Source organism: Comamonas sp. SY3 (genome assembly GCF_041730275.1).
GTDB classification, from domain to species: domain Bacteria; phylum Pseudomonadota; class Gammaproteobacteria; order Burkholderiales; family Burkholderiaceae_C; genus Comamonas; species Comamonas sediminis.
In genome coordinates this window covers 311,477-326,538 of sequence record NZ_JBGTYN010000002.1, presented here as the reverse complement: position 1 = coordinate 326,538, position 15,062 = coordinate 311,477, and the positions used below count along the sequence as shown (strand labels likewise).

General features: G+C 59.3%; 8 protein-coding genes and 1 tRNA gene. 4 read left to right on the top strand and 5 right to left on the bottom strand.

The annotated features are described in order from the left end of the window. The first annotated feature begins 152 nt into the window (after positions 1-152). Together ACCQ08_RS04460 and ACCQ08_RS04455 are read left to right on the top strand one after the other, a co-directional pair. Complete coding sequence (locus ACCQ08_RS04460) at positions 153-6,059, top strand: hypothetical protein (RefSeq protein WP_373449082.1); 5,907 nt, start codon at positions 153-155, stop codon at positions 6,057-6,059. Between the two features lie 87 nt (positions 6,060-6,146). After that, positions 6,147-8,390 carry a PLxRFG domain-containing protein gene (locus ACCQ08_RS04455; RefSeq protein ID WP_373449013.1) on the top strand — a complete coding sequence of 748 codons (2,244 nt, stop codon included), beginning with the start codon at positions 6,147-6,149 and terminating at the stop codon, positions 8,388-8,390. Positions 8,391-8,680: 290 nt separating this feature from the next. On the opposite strand, the gene ACCQ08_RS04450 is transcribed toward ACCQ08_RS04455, so the two are convergent. From ACCQ08_RS04450 to ACCQ08_RS04435, 4 genes are all read right to left on the bottom strand, one after another. Then, positions 8,681-9,742 (bottom strand): IPTL-CTERM sorting domain-containing protein, encoded by a 1,062-nt coding sequence (locus ACCQ08_RS04450; RefSeq protein WP_373449012.1) that lies wholly within the window; start codon positions 9,740-9,742, stop codon positions 8,681-8,683. Positions 9,743-9,935: 193 nt separating this feature from the next. Next, the gene (locus ACCQ08_RS04445; RefSeq protein ID WP_373449011.1) at positions 9,936-10,163 is read right to left on the bottom strand and encodes a hypothetical protein; all 228 of its coding nucleotides are present in this window, start codon (positions 10,161-10,163) and stop codon (positions 9,936-9,938) included. A gap of 1,233 nt (positions 10,164-11,396) precedes the next feature. Continuing rightward, complete coding sequence (locus ACCQ08_RS04440) at positions 11,397-11,891, bottom strand: hypothetical protein (protein WP_373449010.1); 495 nt, start codon at positions 11,889-11,891, stop codon at positions 11,397-11,399. A 242-nt stretch (positions 11,892-12,133) separates the two neighbouring features. Beyond that, the gene (locus tag ACCQ08_RS04435; protein WP_312530544.1) at positions 12,134-12,355 is read right to left on the bottom strand and encodes a hypothetical protein; all 222 of its coding nucleotides are present in this window, start codon (positions 12,353-12,355) and stop codon (positions 12,134-12,136) included. Between the two features lie 545 nt (positions 12,356-12,900). Between ACCQ08_RS04435 and ACCQ08_RS04430 the strand changes: the two genes are divergently transcribed. Next, positions 12,901-12,977: transfer RNA gene (locus tag ACCQ08_RS04430), tRNA-Arg, on the top strand. A 193-nt stretch (positions 12,978-13,170) separates the two neighbouring features. On the opposite strand, the gene ACCQ08_RS04425 is transcribed toward ACCQ08_RS04430, so the two are convergent. Beyond that, the gene (locus ACCQ08_RS04425; protein WP_373449009.1) at positions 13,171-14,712 is read right to left on the bottom strand and encodes a M14 family metallopeptidase; all 1,542 of its coding nucleotides are present in this window, start codon (positions 14,710-14,712) and stop codon (positions 13,171-13,173) included. 58 nt (positions 14,713-14,770) lie between these two features. On the opposite strand from ACCQ08_RS04425, the gene ACCQ08_RS04420 reads away from it, so the two are divergent. Continuing rightward, positions 14,771-15,019, top strand: a complete 249-nt coding sequence (locus ACCQ08_RS04420; RefSeq protein ID WP_373449008.1) for a hypothetical protein — start codon at positions 14,771-14,773, stop codon at positions 15,017-15,019. Positions 15,020-15,062 lie beyond the last annotated feature (43 nt).

Below are 15,062 nucleotides of genomic sequence, written 5' to 3'. Positions count from 1 at the left end.
TCTCCGTTGTACTAACGCTTAAATATCTGTGAAATGCCAGATCGCTGACCCGGAAGAACGCAAGCAGGCTTTAACCTGCAACCCTTGTCGCCCGTGAAGTTTAGTGATATGAGAGGAGCAGTGATGTAGTTCAATGCCTCAACTTGTCCTTTGTGGAGGTAGGAAAAGATCTATCTTGCTTGAGGAGCACATTTTCTGAAGAAGCACGATCACGGCGAGAAACAGGCTTGACAGGTTCAGAAGTCCTCGTAGGTGTTAAGCCCTGCGAGGATTTTTTTATGGACATCAAAGAGGTCAAGAGCCGGTATCCCATGCTGGCTGGCATGGATGACGTGGATGCTGCCAAGGCGTTCCACCAGCATTTCTACCCTGATTTTTCAGAGGAAGAAGTCGCCAAGAGGCTGGGGGTCGACATGCGGCCCAAATTCCCGGAAGCGCCGGCGCCCGATGAGGGGCGCACTGTTCTTGGCACGGCCAAAGACATTGGCATCACGGCCCTCAAAGGTGCCATGGCGGTGCCAGAGGCTGCTGTGGGTTTGCTTGACATCCCTACAGGCGGCCGGGTGGGCAAGGCCTTGGAGGATGTCGGCCTGCGCTTCAAGGATGCCAATGCCATCCTGGATGACAGCTACAGCCCCGCCCAGAAGAAGGCCAACAAGGCGGTGGCCGACGCAGAAGGGGTCGGCGGCAAGTTCGTGGCCGCGCTGCAGAACCCGTCCACCATCGCCCACACCATTGGGCAATCGGTCCCCTCGATGCTGGCCGGTGGCGTGGTAGGCCGTGGTGTTGCAGCGCTCGCGCCTCGTATCGGTGCGGTGGGCGCTGCAGCGGCCGGTGAGGGCATCACGGCGGCGGGATCGGCCGCTGAGCAGATCCGCCAGGGCACCGACACCGGCGTGATGACCGCCGGGCAGTCTGGCATCGCGGCGCTGAGCGGAGCGGCCACCGGCGCATTTGGCCTGCTGGGCGGCAAGGTGGCCAAGTCCCTGGGCATCGCCGATCTGGATACCGCGATTGTGCGAGCCAGCGCAGAGCCCGCTGTGGCCAAGTCCCTGGTGCGCCGTACCCTTGAAGGCGCCATGTCCGAGGGCGTGCTCGAAGAACTGCCACAGTCCATTTCCGAGCAGGTGCTGCAGAACTATGCCCTGGGCAAACCTTTGGACGAAGGCGTTGACCAGGCTGCAGTCATGGGGCTGTTGTCCGGCGCAGCAATGGGCGGCGGCATGAATGCGCTGCATGGCACGCCAAAAGAGGGGCCACCAGCAGCTCCAGCTGCACCGGATGCGCCTGCTGTGCCCCTGCTGGGCTATGCAGGCACGGACCCGCAAGCAATCCAGGTGGATCCCCAGGGCAACGCTGCCACCTGGCAGGACCGCGCCACCGGCGCTCCCGAGGGCGCGCGCGGCTTCAACGATGTGACGGCTGTTCCACCTGCCCCACCAGGCAGCCCACCTCCTGCCGCTGCGGCGCCCCTGGGCCTGCCCGCGCCCACCATCACGGTGGGGCCTGATGGATTGGCCCGCACGGCCGAAGACCGGAATGATCGGATCCAGAGAATCGCCAACGGCGATGTCATATCCGAAGTTGGCCAGCCCGTGCCGCGCCCGCTGGGGCCGCTGGCCCGTGCGGCTGCCAAGGCCAAGCCTCAGGACATCATCGATGTGCCGGCGGTGGTCGCACCGGCCCAGCAGCAAACCACCATGTTCCAAGATCAGGCCAGCGACGCCGAGGGCACTCAGCCGGGCGCGGTGGACGAGCACGGGGTCATTGACAGCCCAGATAACACCAGCGGCATTGCCGGCTGGAGCGATGAGCAGCTGCGCGCCCAGCTCCAGAACGCGCAGGCGCCTGAGGTGCGCCGCGCGCTGTATGAGGAGATTGGCCAGCGCGAAGTGGCCACCGAGCAAAGCTCTTTGCAGGATGAGCTGGATGCTGAGCAGTCGGCAGTGGCCAACACCCAGGCCGACGACACCGCATTTGCCAAGTTGGATGTGGAGGATGCGGCCGACAGTCCGCAGCCATCGGATCTGCTGAACGCCGAGGGCAAGCCTTTCACCATTCGTGGCGCCGCAGCGCGCGCCGGCGCAAAGGCGGGCAGCGGCTATGAGCCGGTGAAGATCAAAGGCGGGTGGGTGGCGCGCAAGCTGGCCGCCACCGCCACTCCAGGAGACGGAAATGGCGCTCAAGCCACTCAAAACCAGCAGACTGGCTCGCAACCGCCGAAGGCTGGAGGAACGCCGGGCCAGGCGCAGCGCAATCCTGCAGAACCGAAAAAGGATGCACGGCAAGTACCAGCTGACGCTGGAATGACCGCCTTCCCTGCAGAGACTGGTACTTTGGGCATCCCTCGGTCTGAAATGCCGCAGGTGGCAACGCAGTCCCATGGTGGGCTTGTGAAGCATTTGAATGCCCAGGGCATCGGGCATGAAACCAAGATGGTGGACGCAGGAAACCTCAAGCCCACCCAGGCCGAGTATTCGCCCGCCAAGGTTGAGCAGGCCAAAAGCGCCACGGGCGACAGGGCAGTGATCGTGTCCGGCGACGGTCATATCATCGACGGCCATCATCAGGCTGTGGCTGCTGCAGAAGAGGGCAAGGATGTGAAGGCCATCGTCCTGGATGCTCCAGTCGCCGAGGCTCTGGATGCTGTCAAGAATTCTCCAAGCGCTGTTGATTCGTCAGGGAGTGCATCGCCGGCGCGCGAAGCCAATGAAGGAACAATTCAGGAATTCCCTATCAAGGAGGCATCTGCAAGCTACTCGGGTATCTCCCACAGCGGTAACCGCCGCGCCAAGGCAGATGCCGATGAATTTCAGGCCTATCTGGATGCGGCGCGCGCAGATGGCACTGAAGTGGCCAAATCCGAAGCTCAAAAAGCTGCGGTGGAACAGGCCTTGGACAGTCTGCGCAGCGACTACCTGAAGCAGTATGGCCGACTGATGGATGTTCGGGCTGCGACCTACAGCGGTTTTGTTGCCGGGCGCTCCGGGCTCAATAGCAACCAGGCAGCAAAGCGCAATAGCGCCTATGACAGGGCAATCGAAAGCTTTGTGTCTTGGCAGAAGGCAAACCGTGCGCGTGTCCGGCGGGCAGCGCTCGATGCGCGAACTGAGGACGAAAAGGCGGCCGATCGGCAAGCGGTCGTTCAGGCCAATGCGGAGAAGGCACAGCGCAAAGAGGAGGTTGACCGCCGTTTGATGCGAAAGGTCCTGGCTTGGAAGAAGGGGAGCGAGGTGGTTTCGTTCGTCAAGACGGCCAACCTCGCAGGTGTGAACCTTGGCCGAGATGGCTACCCAACCAGCATCAAGTTAGTTCCTACTGATGGTGTGGCACTTACTGACGACAAGTTTGATCTTGCAAGTCTCTTCCGCGCCAAGGGCATGAGTGTGGAAGACGCCAAGAAACGGGTTCGTGAATTGGTGGATGCCGTTCGAGCAGAGGATTTGCGCTCAAGCGATAACACACCTGCACCTGCACCTGCACCTGCACCTGCACCTGCACCTGCACCTGCACCTGCACTTGCAGCACTTGCAGCACCTGCAGCACCTGCAGCACCTGCAGCACCAGAAGTTCCTGCAGTTCCTGCAGTTCCTGCGCCGGCACCCGCTGGAGATGATTCCGGTGTGCCCTTCAGCCGTGCACCCAAAGACCCGACTGATTCACCTGCTTTCAAGCGCTGGTTTGGCGACAGCAAGGTGGTGGACGGTGAAGGTAAGCCGATGGTGGTTTATCACGGCTCCCCAGAGGTGTTCACTGAATTCAGCGACGAATTCAGCGGCGAGGGCGACGGCAACACAGACTGGGGCACTGGGTTCTATTTCGCCAGCGCGCGCGCGGCCGCAGAGACTTACACCCAAGGCTCGGGCAACGTGATGGAAGTCTATCTGTCCATCCAGAACCCGGCACCGCGCAGCGTGGTGGAGCGGGTCATGGACCAGCCAGGCGCGGAAATGGATACCGAGCATGTGCGCGACACGCTCTCCAAGATGGGCTACGACGGGATCATCATCGAGCACAAGGGCGGCGAAAAGGAAATCGTCGCCTTCCGCCCTGAACAGATCAAGAGCGCAACCGGCAATGATGGGTCTTTTGATCCGGCAAATCCTGACATTCGATTCAGCCGCACTGAGGCGACCCAGCAGCAGTATGAGAAGCGCATTCACGAACTGTTTGCCGGTGGCAAGGCCAACACTACGGGCGTGCGCGTGCTGGATAGCTCCGACATGCTGGGCCTGCTGGGCTTGGGTAACGGTCCGGTCATACTTGCCGAGGGCAAGGTGTTGGCAGGGCAGAGCAAGCACCCCAACATGACGGCGGCAGAGTGGAAGAAGATTCCCGAGTGGCTGGACAATCCTGCTGCGGTTTTTGACTCGGATACGGTGCCCGGGCGCTTGGTGTTGATCGCGCCTGACCTGGTGAATGGATCGCCAGTGCGCCTGATCGTGCAGCCCAATTCCACCGATTCGCGCGCGGGCACCACGGTGCATGTGCTGGTAAACGCCTATGACGCCGGTGGGCAAGCGCCATTTCTGCACTGGCTGCGCGCCGGGCTGGGCCGCTTCGTGGACCAAAGAAAATTCCCGGCTATCCTGGGACGGCTTGGGCTGCAATTGCCCAATACGGTACTCCAAAATAAACCGGGAACGAAACGGATTTTAACGGAAAAGCAGCTTGGTGGCTACCGTAAGGCGCAAGCCGCCGCAGCTCCTGACGGCCCGGCAATGAGCCGCTCGCAGCAAGAGAATGGTACAAGCGCCGAGGTAAAGCGCGTCCAGTCTCAGGTTGATGCTATCAAATCGCGTTGGTCCAACGCTCCGGAGGTTGTTGTTGCTGCGCACATGCAGGATGACCTCATTCCTGAGCCAGTGCGCCAGGCCGATGAGGCCCAGCGCAGCGCCGGCGCCGAGGGAGCGCCCGAGGGCTTTTTCTACAAGGGCAAGGTCTACCTGGTTGCTTCCGAGCTGCGGACGCCAAAAGATGTCACCCGGGTGCTATTCCATGAAGCCCTGGGCCATTTCGGCTTGCGTGGCGTGTTTGGCCAGGACCTGGCCAGCATCTTGAACCGTGTCGCCCTGAACCGGCGCGCCGAAGTGGTTGCCAAGGCCCGTGAATATGGGCTGGTGGGCGAGAACGTGGATCCAGAGACTGCCACCGACAACCAGGTGTGGCAATCCATGACCCAGCAGCAGAGGCAGTACGCTGCCGAGGAAGTTTTGGCCGTCATGGCCCAGGAGTCTCCCGGCCAGCCCTGGGTGCAGCGCACCATTGCCGCCATTCGTACCTGGCTGCGTGAGAACGTGCCCGCGTTCCGCCAACTGCGCCTGACCGACGCGGAAATCATCCGCGACTACATCGTGCCGGCCCGCCAGTTTGTGGCTGGTGGGCAGAAGGCCGGACGCCAGGCGGCCATCGGGCCCTTGCGCACAGCTGAAGCACCCATGTACAGCCGGGCACCATCGGTCATGCGTGACATGCGCAGCCAGGTGCGGGATTCCCTCAACAGCCGGTTTGCTCACCCGGGCACCTTGTCCTGGTGGCACAAGACCATTGGCACCATGTACAACCTGGCAGAGCAATCCCCAGCGTTCAAAAAGGTGTACCAGTCGGCCCAGGCCTATATCGATGACATCAGCCAGTACGCGCTGGACGCCGCTGATCGCGCGCCCAACCTGATCCCGCGTCTGGAGGATTGGCGCGATGCCGTGCCGGGCCTGAGCAAGAAGCAGCCCATTTCCACCGAGGACGCTGGAGCGATTGCCGCACCCATCTTCGAGGGCACGCTCAACTGGGTGCGTGACCTAAGCGGAAAACCTGTCCGGCTGGATGATGCGGTGAAGGAGGCTCAGGGCCTGGGCGTGGAGCAGAAGGTATCCCGGATGATGAAGGCCGGCACCATCGATCCCGGAATGCTCAACGCCTGGCGCGCTCTGCCTATCTCCCAGTACGAGAAGAATGTCGCAAGCCGCTTTGTATCCCAGCATTTGACCGGTGGAGTGGTGTGGAGCGATGCGGAGCTGCGCAGCCTGTTCAAGCTGAATGATCGCCAGGTCGGCTTGTAAAAGGAATACCGCACGGCAATCGACCGCAGCCTGGACACGACCACGCGCTCGGACATCGTCCGCATTGGCGGCACGCTGCTTGCCCCAGTGCGCGACATCATCATGGATGCGGCCAACATCGGCGATGCCATGATGGCCATCGACTCTTTCGTCAAACAGGAGGTGGCTGCAGATCCAGGCAAGGCGAACGCCTATGCGGATGTCCTGCAAGGGGTGAAACGGGGTGCTGATCGCCTGGCTGACCTGCAGGCGCGCGGCTACGCGCCGCTGCAGCGCTTTGGCGAATTCACCGTGCATGTGGCAGGCGAGAAGGAGGGCGATGCGAGCCGCTACTTCGGAATGTTCGAGACTAAGCAGGAGGCCAACGCCATGGCCGCCAAGCTGCGCAAGGAGTTCGGCGATTCCGTGGTGCAGGGCACCCTCTCGAAGGAGGAGTACAAGCTGCTGGCCGGCATTACGCCGGAAAGCCTCGAGATCTTCGGCGACATGCTGGGCCTGGCCGGTGCTGAAAACGGCACCGACCATGTGTACCAGGAGTTTCTGCGCAAGGCCAAGAGCGACCAGTCTGCGCTTAAGCGCATGATCCACCGCCAGGGTATTGCCGGGTTCAGCGAGGATGTGGGCCGGGGCCTGGCTTCGTTCATCTACTCCAATGCCCGCATGACCTCGGGCGGGCTACATATCGGCGACATCGGCAAGGCCGTGGCCGACATCCCCAAGAACCAGGGCCAGATGCGCGACGCGGCCGAGCGGCTGCGTCAGCATGTGCTGGAGCCCCAGGAGAAGGGCGCAGGTATCCGCGCATTCATGTTCGCGCAGTACCTGGGCGGCTCGCTGGCCAGCGCCGCGGTCAACCTGACGCAGCCGCTGACTACCAGCTTGCCGTACCTCAGCCGGTTTGGCGGGGCGGCCAAGGCCGGCCAGGCGCTGGTCCAGGCCTCCATCGACATGGCCAGCGGCGGCAAGGCCTACGGGCCAGAGCTGTCCGCCGCGCTCGAGCGCGCAGAAAAGGCGGGCGTGGTGTCTCCCCAGGAGATCCACTACCTGATGGGCCAGGCGCGGGGCTCAGGATCCCTGCGCTCGGGCGACGGCACCAAGGCCGGCCAGGTCAACGCCATGCGCCACAACGCCTGGCAGCGCACCAAGCTGCTTTGGGGCACGGCATTCGGCTGGGCCGAGCAGGTGAACCGCCGCATGACCTTCGTGGCGGCCTACCGCATGGCCAAGGAGAACAAGGTCGAGAACCCCTATGCCTTTGCCGCCAAAGCGGTGGATGAAACCCAGTTCGTGCAGAACAAGGCGAACAAGATGGAATGGGGCCGGGGGGCGGTGGGCGGCACGCTGATGACTTTCAAAGGTTTCAGCATCGCCTACCTGGAGCTGATGTACCGCATGTGGAATGCCGGCGAAGCTGGATCCCGTGAGCGCGCTGACGGTCGCAAGGCCGTGATGATCGCGCTGGGCACGCTGATGCTGTTCGGCGGTGGCGGAGGCATTCCTTTTCTGGAAGATGCCGAGGACGTGGCGACCGGCTTTGGCCAGATGCTGGGTTTCAACTGGAACGCCAAGAAGGCGCGCCAGGACTTCCTGGAGCGCACCTTTGGCCGCGAGCTGGCCCAGTTCATGGACAAGGGCTTGTCCGGCGTGCCGGGCGTGCCCATCGATGTGTCTGGCCGGCTGGGCATGGGCAACCTGATCCCGGGCACCGGCCTGCTTCAGGAGAAGACCAGCTACACCCGCGATTACATGGAGATACTTGGGCCAGCAGGGGACTTTGTCAGCCGCGTTGCGGAAGGTGGAAAGCAGGTGCTGGGTGGAGCGGTGACGGGGGACGCCTCCAAGGTGATGAGCGGCGTCATGCAGATGGCCCCCAAGGCGGTGGCCAACCTGGAGAAGGGTGTCGATATGGGTGCCTCGGGCACGTACAAAGACACGCGGGTCGGAAAGGTTTCAGATGTCAACATGACCGAGGCGATCATGAAGGCTATCGGTTTCCAGCCCAGTTCGGTGGCCGACATCCAGGAAGGGAACTATCTGCGTCAGCAGGCGAAGAACTTCTACAACATGAAATCCCAGGAGATTCGGGCACTTTGGGCCAAGGGTATTGCTGAGAAGGATCAGGACATCATCGCCCGCGCCCGCGCGGCGCTCAAGGACTGGAACACCAAGAACCCCGATCAGCCGATGGTGGCGAACCTGCCGGCCATCATCAATAAGTCCAAGGAGCTGCAGCGCGATAAGGCTGACCGAATCGCTGCCACCGCGCCCAAGGCGATGCGCACGCAAATGAAGCGTGAGATTCTGGAAGCCAAGGGGGAGCTACTGCACTGATCGCCTAAAGCTCCAAGTCCTCTTCAACCCATGCCTTGATAGCGATGCATGGGTTTCTTTTAGCAGGGCGAGACGCCGAAGTATCCGCGCTGTGCGACTAGGTGAACATCGAGCGCTGGCTGAGCGGTGACGACAGCGACCAGGCCTGCAGCCAGAAATAGAAAAGCCACCCAAAGGTGGCTTGTCTTGGATGAATCAACCTATGCGGTGATGCGCTTTTCTGTCGCCAGCGAAGAGCTTCAAGACATCCTCAACGCCAAGTCTGATTCATAACTTTCCGCGACCTTCTATTAATCGCGTCGGCCCATACGAATAGCGGCAAAACCCGCAATCAACAGTGCCATCGCTGCTACTCCCCATTGGCTGAGTGTGGGGACAGGAGTTGCAGCAGTAGCAGGAGGAGCAGTAATGGCCTTGAAACTCGCGTTAACACTACATTCAGCAGTGATAGGGGCTGTGGTGAAAGCTGTACCACTTAAGGTTCCGCCGCAGCCACTCACAGTGTCCACTTCATATCCTGCATCAGGGATCACTTGAATGATCAACGTCTCACCTTCGTTGACTGTCTGCACACCGGACGCGGGAGTTGTAGTGCCGTTTGCACCTGCATCAATGGTGACAGGGAACTGTTGCGGAAGCACTTCGAAATTGCTCTCCAACGAAGCAGCAGATCCGCTAAAAACTACATTGTCTGCTGCGCCTACAAATGCCCCGCTCCATCCCCCGGATCCAAAACCGATCTCCACGGCTCGAACTACCAGATCTTTATACCGATCATCTGTGGCTAGACCGCTAAAAGAACCCTCGTATGGAAGTTGATTTCTCATAGCGCGTACCACCCCGTTGGAGACATTCGCAGATGCCCAGGCACCAGTGGTAACTGTTATTCCATTCAGGGCGGGAGTCCACAGCAATGTTTCCACATGAGTATCTGTGCCTGGCTCAAACACAAAGATACGCATGATGGGAGTGCTATCCGTATCTGCGCCCTCGGCGCGCATGTAATCGAAAGATGCCTCTGTGATGCTAGACAGAGTGCCAAAGCCTTCGCGAGAGTCCGGATAATAGGCCACTCCAGCCTTAGCATTGACACCCCCGTTAGCCGCCAATTTCAGAGAGCCATTGCCGAGATGTGGATAGTCTGCAGTGACTTCTGCCGATCCGCCCCGGGTTAGCCCAATCTGGCCCCACTGGTTGTTGAAATCGTCGGACGTAAGATAGTTGCCATCTGCACCGGTTGACCAGTTGAAGGTGGCGTCCGGCACCACATCGGCAGGCAATACAGTGGCTGCCTGCGAACCCAAGGAAACTGCCATTGCGGCACAGACAGTTATCATAAACTTGAAACGCATCTGAAACTCTCCTAAATTTTAGTTACAGATCGATACTAATACACAATTGAGTGTTTAGCCAAAAATTAGGTTCTATCGAGGAAGCTAGCTTGATGAAAAAAGGTAAACTCCAAGCAAAAGCTCATCCGTGACAATAGCTGCCAAGCCTTCCAAAGACGGTTCAGGACGGCCTCAGATCGGCCGAGTAAGGACCCTATCTCGCGCTGCCTTCTATTCTGTGACGAAGTCCCTTTCGGGAGAGGTGTGCTCCGATCTCGGCTAGGGAGAACATTCTTTCTTCCGAGATGCTTCCTTCGATCTCGGCCATGAACTGCGCAAGGAGAATGATTGCAGCGTCCGGGTCACATGGTATGCCCAGCTCGTCCATGCGCTCGGCCTGCAGGCGGAAGGTCTCGATGTATGGGTCTGTTGGTTTTTTCATGAGTTCCTCCTGCGTTTTGGCAGGCAAAAAAAATGCCACCCAAATGGGTGGCGAACGTTGGAAAGAACAAAGCCGACCTGCAGTGCAAGACCGCGTGAAAAGAAAGAGGGATGTCGGAGGGTACGCACGACTTCGGCATAAAGCTATGGACACATCATAGACCGTCTGGCCCTGAGCGTTAGTCTCCAGTGCGTTGGTTTCGCAATTTCACGCATAAAAATCACGGTGTGCCAGTGAGCGGGATCAACTCGTGTTTGGTGAAGGCTATTCCCATAGCTGCATCGCTTAGTAAATGATTCGTGCGAACACGCGCTCAATCTCCCGAAGCTTCGTAGGTCCCAAGGCTTTGATGGAGAGCAGATCGTTGCGGGTAGTTGGGCGCAGTTGCTCGACTGTCGTGATGCCACCCCGGTCAAGGGTTTTGACAGTCCCAGGTGAAAGGACGCCGTGGAATGACCAGCCTGGAGCTTGCGGAATTGGAGGCGCGAACCGGGGCGGGGTGAAAGACCTCCCAGGGAAGAGAATTCGCTCCAGGTGCCTGAACCTGCTGATACCCATGCCATGGAGCTTAAGCAACTGATCTGGGTAGGCCCTGAACGCTGCCTCCACTGCGTAGCTCCCGTTGCCTTCAAGAACGTTCTTAAGGCGCGGCGGAAGCAGATTGCCCAGGGCAGTTCAGGTGGAGGTGAGGGTTCATCCAGCATCTCAACCATCATAGATGTCGTCGGAGAAGAACTCAAATGTTCTTTAACCGTTTGCCAGTGCTATCTCGTAGCGTCGGCGCCGGTTGCCGGACGCGCGGAGGCTCATACTTTTGACTAGGAAAGAATATTTTCTCGATCTCCCTGAGCTTTGCGATGCCCAAGCCCCTAATCTTCAACAGACCTGCAGGCTCCAAGTCTACAAGCTGTTCGGCTGCCAAGACGCCTCCACGAGCGAGGGCTTGAACAGTTGCAGGGGATAGAACGCCGTTGAGAGACGAGCCTTTAACTCGGCTTATCGGGTCGTAAATTCGCTCTGGCATGTAAAACTGACCTGGGAATAGAGCGGTCTCAATTTGCTTGAAGCGAAGCAATCCCAAACCCCATATCTTCAAGAGATCGTGCGGATAGGCCTTTCGAACACCCTCAACTGTAGTGATTCCGTTCCGCGCTAGCACTCGTGTCACATACTTGGGAAGCAAATCGCCCAATTGGGTCTCAGTTTTTGGTTCTTCGTTCAGTATTTTCGCCATCATCTAACCCTTCGGGAGGAGGTCGGCACCCCAATCGGTCCATTCGGAAGCATTGGTAGTGGCTTTTTACCAGAGGGAGATTCGTAGCGCTGCCCCGGAAAGAAAATACGTTCTACTTCGCGAAGTGAACCTATCCCAAACGAATTAATTCCCATAAGCCTCTCAGGGTAAGCGTCGCGAAGTTGCGTCTCGTTAAAAATTCCGTTTCTAGCTAAGAGTCTCACTAACGCCAGCGGTAAAAATGAGGTATTGAGGGCCGTGTCATGAACGTCCGGGAATTGAGGCGCAGCATATACAGGTTGGTAAATTTCGATAGGATTCAACATGGCTTCAATTTGGCGAAAGCGAACGATGCTAATACCCCGCATACGCAGAAGTGCTTCCGGGTACACTCGCTTAACCGCCTCCAAAGTATGAATATTGTTCTTTGCAAGCACTCGGATTAAACTAAGAGGAAGTTTGCCATCGAGTGGAGTTGCTGGTTCATCTGACATCTTCGTTAAATGCTATTACTTGGAGGCCTGCCTGTCCTCTCCATTAGGGAAATGCAGGTGCAGGGTTGTTTCAGCGTGAGGCGTCAGCCAATAATGCTATTTCTCTATACCCAAGACTACCCAAGGTGGAAAAAATCGTGCATCTGCTGGATAAGCCATCTGGAGTTGCTCCGGAGTGGCGATAGCTTGATCGGTGTCCTGCTGAAGTTGGCACCGATCAAATTGTTCGCGGCAGGACTGGCCTAACCCTCCATCTCCTCAGCAATCCACAGGTGGATAGTTTGGAATGCCTGACCTGGCATGTCCAGTAGGTGAGGGTGGCTGACCTGCAGATACTCATAGAAGAGATGGATCTGCTTGCCCGTGTCGTAGTACGGGAACCAGCCGTCGCTCAGGTCGCGCATGTTCTGGCGCCAGGCTTGCCAAAGACCAATGACTACACCGCGGCGTTCAAAAAGGGACATTAGGCTGCAAGCTTTCATAAAGTGCCACCGCATCAGAAGAGAGTGGCGAACTGTGCAAGATCATAGTGTCTAAACCAGGGATAGCTTTAGGAAAGTTCTGCTCGATGCCATCCCATCGTTCGTGTTCGGTGGTCTGCGACCACCCCTAATCGTCCATAACGTGCAACCACCAGTATCTTGATTGAACCATAGATACCTCCAGAAGACTGTATATTTATACAGTCTATGGAGCGAACTAAGGAAGCAGTCAGCGAAGTTGAGCGAGAGGTTCTGCCCGGATATTCCAGTGCCCTTGGCTGCCCTGGATCTCCAGTAGGTCTTGAGGGACGGCCCCGATTTGGGGCAATCAAGTTGCCTCTAATTGGCCGTCCACTTGTTGAGAGTTGGAGGTAATTTGCCATGGCCACGACACGGTTGGACTAGTAGATTCGGTGCATAATAACGCGCAGTCATAAAAGACGAATAATGGCATTTGCGGAGCGCTCCGCAAATTCGCAAATTCTGGACTTGCCGGATTTGCCAAAAAATCCATATAAATCAAGCATCTGCCCGTAGCTCAGTTGGATAGAGCAACAGCCTTCTAAGCTGTGGGTCACAGGTTCGATCCCTGTCGGGCAGGCCAAACTCCTCGGCTGTGTTGAGTCCGCTGCCAGACTGCAAAATTGCATTTCCCCCATAGCAGGGCAGTCACGTCGTATCGAGTCGTGCCTAGAATGCACAAAGCAATGCCCGCAGTGCGATCACACTGCGGGCATTGTCAATTCCGACCCAGCCATGCATCGATCCATGCATGGCCGAAGAGGGCAGGGCAGCGCTTACTCGGTCTCTTCGTAAACCAGCGAAGGGTTGTTCATCGACCGTGCCACATCGTTGAGGCCGGCAATGATGTGGTTGGCGAAAAAGCTGCTTTGGGTGTCTGGCTCCAGGGCCGCGATGGCCACATTGGCCAGCGACTGGTTCAGGGGCACGTAGTAGCTGCCCTCGGGCACATCGATGGCAACGCGCTCCAGGCCGACCTTGACCCGCTCCACGCTTTGCTGTCCCGGGCCCAGTACATCGCTTTTGGCGTTGCTGCTGCGTTCTTGCTCCTGGTAGGTGTCGGCCAGCAGGTTGCCCGGTTCGGCGACGCGCAGCACCTGCAGCCCCAGCGCGCGGAGCTTGTCGACCGCATCGGTGGCACTGCTGGCCAGCCAGTATCCGCAAGGGCGAGCACGCTTGGGGCCAGGGCTGAGCTTCACCGAGGAATGCCAGTCCACTTCCTGCTGCATGTCCTCACCCGTTTGCGGATCGAGGAAGAGGACGCGGCGCTTTTCGGTGGTCTGCTTCGCCTCCAGCGTGAACTCACCTCGGCACGCCTGGGAGGCGATGTCGCGGTTGACGAAGGTGCGCACCTGCTCGAGCTCCTTGGTGCGCTGAGCGGTGGTCTCCAATGCAGACGCCAGTGCCACATACTGCGCATGCACGCGGCGCTGGATGTGCGCGCGGCCAATTCCGACACCGCGCGTCTCGATCAGCATTGTGGTGGCGTTCTTGAGTGCGTTCACGTTGCGGCCGGTGTCGGGGCGTACGCCGCCCATCGACAGCGACAGGTCCTGCGGATCACGGGTGGTGGTGTAGTACCAGTTAGTCGCCATCCCTTGCTCGGTCAGCGCCTTTTGGATCGGCAGCAAATACCATTCGTTGGCCGCCTTGCTGACGAACTCATGGACATTCGCGGTCGTCGGGGGTTGGAGAAGGGCGTCATAGCGCTGCACGCCCTTGAACTTTTCCAGGTAGCGGCCGGCGACTGTGAACTCATGGGCATCCAACACTGCCAGGGGCCGGTAATTCCGGCTGAGCTTGGCAAGGGCCTGGGCTTCGGGCGTCTGCAGCAGCAGGTGGTCGCGGTTCATGTCCAGGCCGTTGGCAGTGGTGCGCCGTCCGGTGGCAGCCCCATCCGGATTGGCACGTGGCACCAGCAGTACGTTGATCTTGTCGAGGACGGCCGACAGCGGGCCTTGTTTCAAATCCTGCGCCAGGGCCAGCAGCGCTTCGCTGCCGGCGGGCTCATCACCATGCTGCTGGCCAATCAGCAGCACGGTAGGGCGCTGGCTTTGGTCCAGGTCGTGCAGGCTGGTGCTGGCAGCGCGGGTCAGCAGCAGCGCCAAAATGGGCTGGCCTTCCTGGGAGGTGCCGGCTGTGACCAGCTCGGTCTTGGTGCCGGACTGGTCTGGCGTCGCCAGCTGGCGCAGCCACTGGCCCAGTTCGGCATTGCTGGTATAGGTGGTGCGGCCCGCACTCAATCCAGGGGTGATGTAGTTGCGTTGGGGATCGGGAAATCGGGCAGCGACTTCGTCGCTCTCCTTCCATCCGCTCAAAGGACTGCCCTGCAGGGGCACCGTTTCAACTGGGGTTGACACCACGCCGGAGTTGCTGATGCCCGGAATCTGCACGGGGCTGGGACCACTGGCCGGCCTGGTTGTGACCGTGCCCGGCGCCGGTTGGCCGCCGGCTATCGGCGTGCTGTTCCAGGCAGGCAGCGGCGTGCTCGAGCACGCGCTCAGCGCAAGCGCTGCCGCAATCACGGTCACGCTGGTCCAGGCGGGCATCGTGCGCTGGGTGGATGGGGATGCTGCGTCGGATTTCATCATCATTGTCGTGCGTGACGAATCACGCCCCTCCTGAAAAATACGTTGCCATTATGCAAAGCTATGCACGGCTTTCACGT

Coding starts and splice junctions, on each gene's coding strand:
- ACCQ08_RS04420 (WP_373449008.1), top strand. CDS start 14,771: ATGCCCGGAATCTGCACGGGGCTGGGACCACTGGCCGGCCTGGTTGTG.
- ACCQ08_RS04450 (WP_373449012.1), bottom strand. CDS start 9,742: ATGCGTTTCAAGTTTATGATAACTGTCTGTGCCGCAATGGCAGTTTCC.
- ACCQ08_RS04435 (WP_312530544.1), bottom strand. CDS start 12,355: ATGTCCCTTTTTGAACGCCGCGGTGTAGTCATTGGTCTTTGGCAAGCC.
- ACCQ08_RS04440 (WP_373449010.1), bottom strand. CDS start 11,891: ATGTCAGATGAACCAGCAACTCCACTCGATGGCAAACTTCCTCTTAGT.
- ACCQ08_RS04445 (WP_373449011.1), bottom strand. CDS start 10,163: ATGAAAAAACCAACAGACCCATACATCGAGACCTTCCGCCTGCAGGCC.